9 protein-coding genes are annotated in these 12,534 nt (G+C 42.0%); all 9 read right to left on the minus strand.

Features of this window, described 5'->3' with window-relative positions; translation table 11 throughout:
• Positions 1 to 312: 312 nt before the first annotated feature.
• Complete coding sequence (gene sucD, locus FTU65_RS05695) at positions 313 to 1,203, minus strand: succinate--CoA ligase subunit alpha (RefSeq protein WP_168379215.1); 891 nt, start codon at positions 1,201 to 1,203, stop codon at positions 313 to 315.
• A gap of 13 nt (positions 1,204 to 1,216) precedes the next feature.
• Positions 1,217 to 2,383, minus strand: a complete 1,167-nt coding sequence (gene sucC / locus FTU65_RS05700; RefSeq protein WP_078192988.1) for an ADP-forming succinate--CoA ligase subunit beta — start codon at positions 2,381 to 2,383, stop codon at positions 1,217 to 1,219.
• Positions 2,384 to 2,564: 181 nt separating this feature from the next.
• Complete coding sequence (gene lpdA / locus FTU65_RS05705) at positions 2,565 to 3,995, minus strand: dihydrolipoyl dehydrogenase (RefSeq protein ID WP_168379217.1); 1,431 nt, start codon at positions 3,993 to 3,995, stop codon at positions 2,565 to 2,567.
• Between the two features lie 61 nt (positions 3,996 to 4,056).
• Positions 4,057 to 5,274, minus strand: a complete 1,218-nt coding sequence (gene odhB / locus FTU65_RS05710; protein ID WP_180011019.1) for a 2-oxoglutarate dehydrogenase complex dihydrolipoyllysine-residue succinyltransferase — start codon at positions 5,272 to 5,274, stop codon at positions 4,057 to 4,059.
• 16 nt (positions 5,275 to 5,290) lie between these two features.
• A complete protein-coding gene (locus FTU65_RS05715; protein WP_111884450.1) occupies positions 5,291 to 8,113 on the minus strand; it encodes a 2-oxoglutarate dehydrogenase E1 component in 2,823 nt (940 codons plus the stop codon).
• Positions 8,114 to 8,909: 796 nt separating this feature from the next.
• Complete coding sequence (locus tag FTU65_RS05720; RefSeq protein WP_078189905.1) at positions 8,910 to 9,617, minus strand: succinate dehydrogenase iron-sulfur subunit; 708 nt, start codon at positions 9,615 to 9,617, stop codon at positions 8,910 to 8,912.
• 14 nt (positions 9,618 to 9,631) lie between these two features.
• Complete coding sequence (gene sdhA, locus FTU65_RS05725; protein ID WP_180011021.1) at positions 9,632 to 11,530, minus strand: succinate dehydrogenase flavoprotein subunit; 1,899 nt, start codon at positions 11,528 to 11,530, stop codon at positions 9,632 to 9,634.
• A gap of 12 nt (positions 11,531 to 11,542) precedes the next feature.
• Complete coding sequence (gene sdhD / locus FTU65_RS05730) at positions 11,543 to 11,908, minus strand: succinate dehydrogenase, hydrophobic membrane anchor protein (RefSeq protein ID WP_078189907.1); 366 nt, start codon at positions 11,906 to 11,908, stop codon at positions 11,543 to 11,545.
• The gene (gene sdhC, locus FTU65_RS05735) at positions 11,908 to 12,306 is read right to left on the minus strand and encodes a succinate dehydrogenase, cytochrome b556 subunit (protein WP_078192993.1); all 399 of its coding nucleotides are present in this window, start codon (positions 12,304 to 12,306) and stop codon (positions 11,908 to 11,910) included. Before sdhC ends, sdhD begins: the two co-directional genes overlap by 1 nt.
• Positions 12,307 to 12,534: the final 228 nt, after the last annotated feature.

A 12,534-nucleotide genomic window follows, 5' to 3' on the forward strand; every position in this document is an offset into this window, starting at 1 on the left:
CCATTAAAAATCTCAATTAAATTAGTTATTTTCCCTAAAATCAATATACTGCACGCTATACGAAATTATTTTTAAAAATCATAAACCTATGACCATCCCCGCAATCATCACATATTCGGATTATTATGTGTTCTTTACATTTCATAGTTATTGAACAACCAATATTCCATCCGTTTATGCAGCGTCACTGCACCCCAAAGCAGAACACATAGCCATGCCCTTATGGCTTTTGCATAGCGGCTGAAATACGCTTTTTTTTGCGTAAAAAAAAAGAGAATCCGAAGATTCTCTTTTGATGTTTAAGTATGGCGATTAAACCAAACCTTTGCCTTTCAGCACTTCGTACATGGTCGAACCTAATTCAGCAGGACTACGGGTATAAGCCATACCCGCTTTTTCAAAGGCAGCGAATTTCTCTTCAGCTGTGCCTTTACCGCCCGAAATGATTGCCCCTGCATGCCCCATACGTTTACCTTTAGGTGCAGTTACACCCGCGATATAACCAACAACAGGCTTTGTAACATTCGACTGGATATATTCAGCCGCTTCTTCTTCTGCTGTACCACCAATCTCACCAATCATGATGATCGCTTCAGTTTGAGGGTCATCTTGGAACAGCTTTAAGCAATCAATTTGGTTCATGCCCGGAATTGGATCTCCCCCAATACCGATACAAGTCGACTGACCTAGACCCAACTTCGTAGTTTGCGCTACAGCTTCATAGGTTAATGTCCCTGAACGCGAGATAATGCCGATTTTACCTGGCTGATGAATATGCCCCGGCATAATACCGATCTTACATTCACCCGGAGTAATAATCCCTGGACAGTTCGGACCAATTAGACGTGCATTATTACCATAGGTTTCTAGGTAACGTTTAGCTTTTAGCATATCGAGTGTAGGCACACCTTCCGTAATCACAACGATCAGCTCAACACCTGAATCAATCGATTCAATAATTGAATCTAGGACAAATGGTGCCGGTACATAAATCGAGGTTGCCGTTGCACCCGTTTCACGTACAGCTTCTTTCATGGTATTGAATACGGGCAGATTCAAATGTTGTGTGCCGCCTTTGCCCGGAGTCACCCCACCGACCACTTTTGTGCCGTAAGCAATTGACTGTTCAGAATGGAATGTGCCGTTTTTACCGGTAAAACCTTGTACCAATACTTTGGTGTCTTTATTAACTAATACGCTCATGATCTCTACTCCCTTAGCCTTTTACCGCAGCAACAATTTTTTCTGCAGCATCAGCCAAGCCATTTGCAGAAATCAATTTCAAACCTGATTCATCAAGTAATTTTGCACCTAACTCTGCATTGTTCCCTTCTAGACGAACAACCACAGGTACAGTCACATTTACTTCTTGAACCGCTGCAATAATTGCTTCAGCAATCATGTCACAACGTACAATTCCGCCAAAAATATTAATTAATACACCCTGCACAGAACTATCCGCCAAAATGATTTTAAAGGCTTCAATTACGCGTTCTTTGGTCGCGCCGCCTCCTACATCTAGGAAGTTTGCAGGTTGACCACCATATAGCTTGATGATGTCCATGGTTGCCATCGCTAGGCCAGCACCATTGACCATACAACCAATATTGCCTTCTAAGGCAACATAGTTCAGATCAAACTCAGAGGCTTTCAGCTCACGCTCATTTTCTTGCGTTTTATCGCGTAGTGCTGCGATTTCTGGTAAGCGATATAAAGCATTTGAGTCGATACCAATTTTTGCATCCACACATAAAATCTCGCCATTTTCACGTACGGATAACGGGTTAATTTCAAATAAAGCAAAATCATTTTCAATGAATGCTTGATAAGCCGCAGACATGATTTTGACAAATTGATTCACTTGACCATCTTTTAGGTTTAAAGCAAACGCCACTTCACGTGCTTGGAATGGTAACAATCCCACTAGAGGATCTACTTCAACTTTAATAATTTTTTCAGGCGTTTCTTCTGCAACTTTCTCAATTTCAACACCGCCTTCAGTCGATGCCATAAAGGTCACACGACGGCTAGAACGGTCAACTACAGCACCTAGGTACAATTCACGCTCTACTGGATAAACATCTTCAGATACCAAAATACCGCTGACGGGTTGACCTAATGCATCTGTTTGATAAGTGACTAAGCGTGAGCCGACCATTTGGTTCACATAATCAGTGGCTTCTTGTGCAGATTTTACGACTTTAACGCCGCCCGCTTTACCACGACCACCTGCATGGACTTGGGCTTTTAAAACTGCAAACTTACCACCCAATTGCTCAAAAGCTTTGACTGCTTCTTCTGCGGTTGTTACAAATACGCCTTCTTGGACTGGCATACCATATTTTTTTAATAACGCTTTAGCTTGATATTCGTGTAGATTCATTGAACAACCTTTTACTCTTTTTTCGCTTTGTTATGACCCATTAAAGCCCAGACATCCGTCAAAGCAGCTTTAACCTTTTTTAAATCTTAAAATATTTCTTATCTTTATTTTTAGATGATTATTCAAATTAAAACAACCATCTGAAACAAAAAAGAGCGGCCTAAGCCGCTCTTTTTACATCTTATTTACGTTTACGCTGAATCGCGTGAATCGCACGTCCATCGACAGCCAACGCAGCTTCGTGAACGACTTCAGAGAATGTCGGGTGACCGAAAGTCATTAACTGAAGGTCTTCAACACTTGATACAAACTCAAGTGCAATCATACCTTGGTGTACGATATCAGACGCTGCAGGTCCAATGACATGCATACCAAGTAGACGATCCGTTTTTGCATCAGCAACAAACTTAACAAAGCCTGCGTTTTCACCAGCAGCCATTGCACGACCATTTGCAGCGAAACCAAATTGACCTGTTTTAACTTCGTGGCCTTTTTCTTTCGCTTGCTCTTCTGTTAAACCAACCCACGCCGCTTCTGGGTGTGTGTAAATTACAGAGATAATAGTGTCATAGTTCACTTGAGCTGCATGACCGTGGATACGCTCAACAGCCATTACGCCTTCTTCCATTGCTTTATGTGCAAGCATTGGACCACGTACCAAGTCACCAATTGCGTATACGCCTTCAACTGAAGTTGCACACCAATCGTTTACTTCAACTAGACCGCGCTCAGTGAGTTTAATGCCTGAATCTTCAGCCAATAAACCTTCTGCATATGCTTTACGGCCCACACAAACGATCAATTTATCGAAAGTTTGAGTTTTATCTTCGCCACCTTGCGTGTACTTAACAGTAACTTCACGGCCATTGACTTCTGTACCAGCAACTTTAGCGCCAACACGGATATCAAGGCCTTGTTTAGTCAATACTTTTTGGTAGTCTTTTGCCAAAGCTTTATCAGCCATTGGCAAGAATGCATCCATTGCTTCAAATACAACAACTTCAGAACCAAGACGACGCCATACTGAACCAAGTTCAAGACCAATTACACCCGCGCCGATTACTCCAAGACGTTTAGGCACTTCTGGGAACTCAAGCGCACCAGTAGAGTCAACAATAATGTCTTGGTCTACAGGAGCAACTGGAATATTGACTGGCACAGAACCCGATGCAAGGATTACATATTTAGGTTCTAAAATTTGAGTTTCACCTTCGTGAGATACAAACTCAACTTTCTTACCTGCAAGTAATTTACCTGTACCTTTTAACCATTCGATACCATTGCCTTTAAGTAGGCCATCAATACCCATCGTTAATTGGTTAACAATTTTGTCTTTACGATCAAGCAGTTTTGCAAGATCAAATTTCACTTCACCAGTCGTAATACCGTGGTCATCTAAGTGATGAACGGTATCTTCATAGCGGTGAGATGAATCAAGTAATGCTTTAGATGGGATACAACCCACGTTTAAGCAAGTACCACCTAAAGATGGTTTACCTTTATGAATACGTTTTTCAATACAAGCTACTTTAAAGCCTAATTGAGCAGCGCGGATAGCAGCTTCATAACCACCAGGACCGCCACCAATAACAACTAAATCAAATTGAGACATGTGTATCTCCAAAAATGGGCTTAAGAGGATCGCTCTAAGCCCATTGCATTATTCTGAAGTATTAAAGATCAAGGATGAGTTTAGCTGGTTCTTCTAACAATTCTTTGATTGTTACAAGGAAGCCTACTGCTTCTTTACCATCGATTAGACGGTGGTCATAAGAAAGCGCTAAGTACATCATTGGCAAGATTTCAACTTGACCATTTACAGCCATAGGACGTTCTTGGATTTTATGCATACCCAAAATCGCAGTTTGTGGCGTATTTAAGATAGGTGTAGAAAGCAAAGAACCGAAAGTACCACCATTAGTAATAGTGAATGTACCGCCAGTCATATCTTCGATACCCAATTTACCATCACGCGCTTTACCAGCGTATGCACGGATACCATTTTCAACTTCAGCATAGTTCATGCGGTCAGTATCACGAAGAACTGGAACTACTAGACCACGGTCGCTTGATACAGCAACACCGATGTCGTAGAAACCGTGGTAAACGATGTCATTGCCATCAATCGAAGCGTTTACAGCTGGGTAGCGTTTAAGTGCTTCAGTTGCTGCTTTAACAAAGAATGACATGAAGCCAAGACGTGCACCATGACGCTTTTCAAAAGCATCTTTGTATTGCGCACGCATTTCCATGATTGGTTTCATGTTTACTTCGTTGAACGTAGTCAACATTGCAGTTTCTTGAGTTGCAGCAAGTAGACGTTCAGCAACACGCTTACGAAGACGAGTCATAGGAACACGTTTTTCGATACGTTCACCAACAGCAACGCTTAATGGCGCAGCAGCAGGAGCAGCTGGTTTAGCTTGATGGTTTGCAACATCTTCTTTAGTGATGCGACCGCCACGGCCAGTGCCAGCAACGTCAGCAGCAGCAATGCCAGACTCAGTCAATGCTTTACGTACTGCTGGTGCTTGATCAGCAACAGGTTGTGCACGCTCAACAACTGGCGCAGCGCCCGCTTGAGTTTGCGCAGCAGCTTGTTCTACTTTCTCTTCTGATTGAACAGCTTGAGTTTGAGCAGCGCCAGAAGCAACACCTTCTTCAAAAGTCGCGATCACTTCGTTCGATAAAACTGTATCGCCTTCGTTTTTAACGATTGCAGAAATCGTACCGTCAGCAGGAGCTACAACTTCTAAAACAACTTTATCTGTTTCAATATCACAAATCACTTCGTCACGTGATACTGCTTCACCTGGTTGTTTGTGCCAAGTTGCAACTGTACCGTCAGCAACTGACTCTGGGAATACCGGTGCTTTAATTTCGGTTGCCATTATTAAGAATCTCCTGTTATTCAGCTACGATAGCTAAAGCATCATTTACGAGCTGAGCTTGTTGTTTTGCGTGCAAATATGGTGAACCACAAGCCGGTGCAGCAGAAGCTTCACGACCTGCATAACTAATACGAACTTGTTTGCCCGCTTTCATCACGTCGTCATACAGACGCGGAGCGATGAATAACCATGCACCTTGGTTCTTCGGTTCTTCTTGAGCCCAAACCAATTCTTTAACGTTTGGATATTGTGCAAGAACTTCAGCAAGACGTGCTTCTGGGTACGGATACAATTGTTCAATACGAACGATTGCTGTGTTGTTCAATTCTTTTTCACGACGTTTTTCAAGTAAGTCGTAGTAAACCTTACCACCACAAAGCACTAGACGAGTTACGTCTGATTTGTTGATGTTGTCGATTTCATCAATCACAGTTTGGAATGAACCATTTGCAAGTTCTTCTAATGTAGAGGTTGCAAGTTTGTGACGAAGAAGCGACTTCGGTGAAGTCACGATCATTGGTTTACGGATTGGACGAAGTGCTTGACGACGCATCGCATGGTAAATCTGCGCTGGTGTAGTCGGTGTGATCACTTGCATGTTTTCTTCAGCACATAGCTGTAAGAAACGCTCTAAACGAGCTGATGAATGCTCAGGACCTTGACCTTCAAAGCCGTGTGGAAGAAGCATAGTCAGACCGCATACACGTTCCCACTTCGTTTCGCCAGACGCGATGAACTGATCGATTACAACCTGTGCACAGTTTGCGAAGTCACCAAATTGCGCTTCCCAAATGACAAGGCTCTTTGGAAGAGTTGTTGCATAACCGTATTCGAATGCAAGAACCGCCATTTCTGACAATAAAGAGTCATAAATTGCAGTACGCGGTTGGTTTTCTTTCAAGTTACATAATGGAATGTAAGTTGAACCATCTACTTGGTTATGAAGTTTTGCATGACGGTGTGAGAATGTACCACGACCAACGTCTTCACCTGTTAAACGAACAAGGAAACCTTCATCTAGAAGAGACGCGTAAGCTAATGTTTCAGCAGCACCCCAGTTCAATGGCATTTCACCAGTCTGCATTTTCAGACGGTCATCAATCACTTTAGCAACCTGACGTTGCATCACGAAGCCTTCAGGAAGCTCGCGCATTTTCGCACCAAGCTCTTTTAGACGTTCGATTGGGAAAGTCGTATCCCATTTGTCTGTGTATTCGTGGCCTAGGTAAGGTTTCCAGTCCACAAACATTTTTGTATTTGGCTCAAGTACCAACGCATTTGCAACGTGTTTTCCTGCTTCAAGGTCAGAACGATACTGTTCAACCATTGCATCAGCAGAAGCACGATCAAGAACGCCTTCTTGTACAAGTTTGTCAGCATAAAGCGTACGAGTAGTCGCTTTTTTATTGATGATTTGATACATCATTGGCTGAGTTGCAGCTGGCTCGTCAGCTTCGTTATGACCACGACGACGGTAGCAGAACATATCGATTACAACGTCTTTACGGAATGTATGACGGAAATCGTGTGCCAATTGAGAAACAAATAATACAGATTCAGGATCATCACCGTTCACATGGAAGATCGGTGCTTGGATCATTTTCGCGATGTCAGTACAGTATTCTGTAGAACGCGCATCACGTGGGTCAGACGTTGTGAAACCAACTTGGTTGTTCACGACGATATGAACTGTACCACCCACGGTATAACCGCGAGTTTGTGACATTTGGAAAGTTTCTTGGTTTACACCTTGACCTGCAAATGCAGCATCACCGTGAACGATGATTGGTAATACATCATCACCACCGATATCTTTACGACGTACTTGACGTGCGCGTACAGAACCTTCTACTACAGGTCCAACGATTTCTAAGTGTGATGGGTTAAACGCTAATGCCAAGTGAACTTCGCCACCCGGAGTCATGACGTTTGAAGAGAAACCTTGGTGGTATTTAACGTCACCAGAGCCTTTTTTATGCAGAGATTTGCCTTCGAACTCACCAAATAGATCAGCTGGGTTTTTACCCATGATGTTTACAAGAAGGTTTAAACGGCCACGGTGAGGCATACCGATAACCACTTCTTTACAACCTACCGAACCCGCACGTTGAATAAGTTCATTCACCATAGGAATGAAAGATTCACCACCTTCAACACCGAAACGTTTCGCACCAACGAATTTGTTACCAAGGTATTTTTCTAGGCCTTCAGCTGCAGTTAGACGTTCAAGGATGTGTTTTTTCTGGTCTGCAGTGTAGCCAAATTGACCACGAGTACCTTCAAGGCGTTGTTGAATCCAACGTTTTTCTTTAGTATCAACAATGTGCATGTATTCAACACCAATCGAAGCAGTATAAGTTGCTTCCATTGCTTGAACCATTTCACCAAGTGTTGCTTCAGACTTACCGATTGCAAGGTTACCTGTATTAAATACAGTATCTAAGTCAGACTGAGTTAGACCGTGCGCAGCAAGATCTAGATCAGGCACGATTTCACGTTTTGCAAGACCAAGTGGATCTAATTTTGCGTTTTGATGACCACGGTTACGGTATGCAGCGATCAACTGTAATACACCGATTTGACGGCGTTCATGCTCAGAACTTACTGCACTTTGCACTACAGGCTGAACACGGCTTGAATTACGGCCTAATAATAGGAATTGCTCACGTACATTGCTGTGTGGTTGATCACCTTTCGGGAATTTATCGAAGTATTCACGCCAATCAGCCTCTACTGAGTCTGGAGCCGTTAGATACTGCTCATAAAGTTCTTCAATATACGCTGCACTGTCAGCGCTAAGTTCAGTGTCAAGACGCAGTGCGTCAGCAACTTCTTGCATGTGTGGACCCATTTCCTATTGCAAAACATTTCAGGATGCTTTTTAAGCGAACCCATGATTAGTAATGTCAAATTGGTAATATGACATTAGTCCCCATTAGGCTTAAGCCTTGAGGCGTTATCACTACATTAGGATTACCCAATGTGATTAATGAACAATAACGCCCTCAGCGGCATCATTACTCATTGAGAAATACCCGACATAAATCGGGCAATTTTTGCAAATCGTCTTAGAAAAAATAAAATTTGCACCATTATCTTTTCTAAAGCGACTTTATTAACATTTATATACCGTCTACAGCGCTTAAATTGTAGAAAAAATGTACCTAATTCAAAGTCATTTTTTACATATAGTGATGCTTTAAATGCTAACACGTTCGAGCATTTTCAATTGATTTTTTTGACACATACCTCTCATAAATTAGCGAAATACACTGTTTGTATTTTCATCTATGATATGGTGCTACATATAAAATGATCTTTCAATTAAGACAAAAGTCTACGTTCGATTTTTCCCTCATCTCATATACAAAAACAAAAGAGAGCTGACATTCCTATCCTCTCTCTTTTTACTACGTTACATAATAACATCTTCTAATCCTTTTGACAGACTTGAACGAGCGTTTCATCAATAAATAACCATTTATCTATCGCTTTATACCTTTAATTCACTACGTTTCTATGAAATCCATTTAAAGCACACATCAATAACAGTGAATAACTTTCACTATCATCACTTTTATATATGACAAAAAAAAGCGCACCCAATGGTGCGCTTCTTTTAACTGCTAAATCTATTAACCTAGATCTAAAAGCATATTACGGATGTGACCGATTGCTTTAGTTGGGTTAAGACCCTTAGGACATACAGATACACAGTTCATGATACCTTTACAACGGAACAATGAGAATGGGTCGTCAAGACGAGCCAAACGCTCTTGAGTTGCTGTATCACGAGAGTCAATGATGAAGCGATATGCGTTCAACAATGCTGATGGACCCAAGAACTTGTCTGGGTTCCACCAGAATGATGGGCATGAAGTTGAACAACATGCACAAAGAATACATTCGTACAAACCATCTAAATGTTCACGCTCTTCAGGAGACTGCAAACGCTCTTTAGGAGGCGCAGGCTGATTGTTGATTAGGAACGGATGGATTTTATTGTACTGATCGTAGAACTGATTCATATCTACAACCAAGTCTTTAATAACTGGAAGACCTGGAAGTGGACGAATTGTAATCACTTCTGGTAAGTCGTTTAGGTTCCAAAGACACGCTAAACCATTTTTACCATTGATGTTTACACCATCAGAACCACAAATACCTTCACGACATGAACGACGGAATGTTAATGATTCGTCTTGTACTTTTAATGCTAGAAGCGCATCAAGCAACATACGATGCTTATCAGTCAACTCTAGTTTAAAAGTTTGCATGTACGGAGCTGCATCCTTATCAGGATCGTAGCGGTAGATATTAAATGTACGAGTACCTCTACTCATCTTACTTCTCCCAATTAGAATGTACGTGGTTTAGGTGGAATAGCATCTACAGATAAAGGCTTGTAACGTACTGGTTTGTACTCAAGACGGTTATCTACAGAGAACCATAAAGTGTGTTTCATCCACTCATCATCACGACGGCCGTATGGGTAGTCAGCATGATCAGGTGGTAATTCGAAATCTACCACTGTATGCGCACCACGACATTCTTTACGTGCAGCTGCAGAAATTAATGTCGCTTTTGCAACTTCATACAAGTTTTCAACTTCTAGAGCTTCAACACGTGCTGTGTTAAATACTTTAGATTTGTCTTTCAAGTGAATGTTGCGTACACGTGGTTCGATCGCAAGAATCTGTTTCACACCTTCTTCAAGAAGTGCAGATGTACGGAATACACCAGCGTGGTCTTGAACGATGTCACGGATTGCATCTGCAACTTCTTGAGCATTTTCACCAGAAGTAGATTCATCAAGATGACGAACACGATTCAAAGTGTTTTCAAGTACAGTTGTAGGTAATGGAGCGTATTCATCACCGTGGTGTTTAGTTACGTAGTCAACAATATGTTCACCAGCAGCTTTACCAAATACAACCAAGTCAAGCAATGAGTTTGTACCTAGACGGTTAGCACCGTGTACAGATACACATGAACATTCACCAATTGCATAGAAACCTTTCACTGGTTTAGTGAAATCACGGTCACCCGCATTGTGTGAGTACACACCAGTTTCTTTATTGTAGTTCGCAACCAAAGCTTCAGTTTCACGAGATACAGGAACAACCACTTGACCATGAATATTTGTAGGAATACCACCCATTTGGTAATGGATTGTAGGTACTACAGGAATTGGCTCTTTAGTGATGTCAACGTTCGCGAATTTCTTACCAATCTCAAATACAGATGGAAGACGTTTCATGATTGTTTCAGCACCAAGATGCGTCATATCAAGCAAGATGTAGTCTTTCTTAGGACCACAGCCACGACCTTCTTTAATTTCTTGGTCCATAGAACGTGATACAAAGTCACGAGGTGCCAAGTCTTTCAGTGTCGGAGCATAACGCTCCATGAAAGGCTCACCAGCATCGTTACGAAGGATCGCACCTTCACCACGACAACCTTCTGTCAACAATACGCCTGCGCCCGCAACACCTGTTGGGTGGAATTGCCAGAATTCCATATCTTGTAATGGAATACCTGCACGAGCTGCCATACCAAGACCGTCACCAGTATTAATATAAGCGTTAGTAGATGCACGGTAAACACGACCAGCACCACCAGTAGCGAACAATGTTGCTTTACCTTGGAATACTGCAATTTTACCCGTTTCTTGGTCAATTGCTGTCACACCAAGCACATCACCCTCTTCATTACGGATCAAATCAAGTGCGATCCATTCAACGAAGAATTGAGTACCCATTTTCACGTTGCTTTGATAAAGCGTATGAAGAAGAGCGTGACCTGTACGGTCGGCAGCAGCACATGCACGTGGAACTGGTTTTTCACCATAGTTCGCAGCATGACCACCAAACGGACGTTGGTAAATTGTACCGTCAGCGTTACGGTCGAATGGCATACCTAGGTGTTCAAGCTCATATACAACTTGTGGCGCTTCGCGAGTCATGAACTCGATTGCGTCTTGGTCACCTAACCAGTCAGAACCTTTAACAGTGTCGTAGAAGTGGTAGTGCCAGTTATCTTCTTGCATGTTACCAAGAGATGCACCAATACCACCCTGCGCTGCAACTGTGTGCGAACGTGTTGGGAATACTTTAGTCAGTACTGCAACTTTTAAACCCGCTTGAGCAAGTTGGTAAGATGCACGCATACCTGAACCACCACCACCAACGATGACAGCATCGAAAGTTAGGTGTGGAATATTTGTGTAATCTTCTTTAGGGGTTATAGCGCCCATGATATCTTCCTATCAATTTGCCCAAAAAATCTGGATCGCCCAGATCGCGTATGCAAATACTGCAACAATCACTGCAGAAGTCAGCACTAAACGCAGACCGTTTGCTGAAGGACCCATTTGACGAGTAGTCACATAGTCAGTGAATACTTGCCACATACCAATCCAAGCATGCGCAACAAGAGATAAGACAGACAATAAAGATAAAATCTTCATTGGTGTTGTCATCATAAAGCCATACCATTGCTCAAAAGTGAATCCGCTATTGCAAAGGATCCAGCCCAGCACAACAATAGTATAAACAGCCAATACAACGGCACTTACACGTTGGATAAACCAATCGCGTGAACCTGATCCTGTTAAACCTGTAGCACTTTTCATTAGAGAACAATCCATACAAATGCTGCAACAATACCGATTGCAGACAAGATCAATGAAATAGTAGCTGCGATACGACCACTTTGAAGTTCTTCAGCAACGCCAAGATCTGCAAATAGATGCTTGATACCACCAATAAGGTGATAAATTAAGCCGGCTACAAATACCCATACGACAAAACGCACAATAAAGCTATCAAACACAGCTTGAACTTGCGCAAAACCTTCAGGTGAAGATAAAGATTTGTCTAAAATCCAAAGAAGGACCGGTACGAGTAAAAATACGATAACACCTGATAGACGGTGTAAAATTGATGCAATAGCCACAGGGGATTTTAAGTTTACGTCTAAAACTTGACCCATGGACAAATTGACAGGTCTGTTGCTTTTCACAGCGGGCATCCTGTAAGTAAAAACTCCATCCGGAGTTTGTTGGAATTAATTCGTAGGAAAGCTAGCATAGTCAGACATTACAATATAATAAACTCTGCAGCTGTCTGATCTTATAAACGACAGGGAATTATAAAACGTGAACTTTCAAAACACAAACGAAGACAATTAGGAATTTTGCAAAATATCCTTAAATAAGAATCATTAACAATAACTTTTCTACAAACAAATACCTTATTT

This window comes from Acinetobacter sp. YH12129 (assembly GCF_013418685.1).
GTDB classification, from domain to species: Bacteria; Pseudomonadota; Gammaproteobacteria; order Pseudomonadales; family Moraxellaceae; genus Acinetobacter; species Acinetobacter amyesii.

Excerpts from the sequence above, each read along its gene's own strand:
- FTU65_RS05715 (WP_111884450.1), bottom strand. The coding sequence starts at position 8,113 with ATGCAAGAAGTTGCTGACGCACTGCGTCTTGACACTGAACTTAGCGCT.
- FTU65_RS05720 (WP_078189905.1), bottom strand. The coding sequence starts at position 9,617 with ATGAGTAGAGGTACTCGTACATTTAATATCTACCGCTACGATCCTGAT.
- sdhD (WP_078189907.1), bottom strand. The coding sequence starts at position 11,908 with ATGAAAAGTGCTACAGGTTTAACAGGATCAGGTTCACGCGATTGGTTT.
- sdhA (WP_180011021.1), bottom strand. The coding sequence starts at position 11,530 with ATGGGCGCTATAACCCCTAAAGAAGATTACACAAATATTCCACACCTA.
- odhB (WP_180011019.1), bottom strand. The coding sequence starts at position 5,274 with ATGGCAACCGAAATTAAAGCACCGGTATTCCCAGAGTCAGTTGCTGAC.
- sdhC (WP_078192993.1), bottom strand. The coding sequence starts at position 12,306 with ATGCCCGCTGTGAAAAGCAACAGACCTGTCAATTTGTCCATGGGTCAA.
- lpdA (WP_168379217.1), bottom strand. The coding sequence starts at position 3,995 with ATGTCTCAATTTGATTTAGTTGTTATTGGTGGCGGTCCTGGTGGTTAT.
- sucD (WP_168379215.1), bottom strand. The coding sequence starts at position 1,203 with ATGAGCGTATTAGTTAATAAAGACACCAAAGTATTGGTACAAGGTTTT.
- sucC (WP_078192988.1), bottom strand. The coding sequence starts at position 2,383 with ATGAATCTACACGAATATCAAGCTAAAGCGTTATTAAAAAAATATGGT.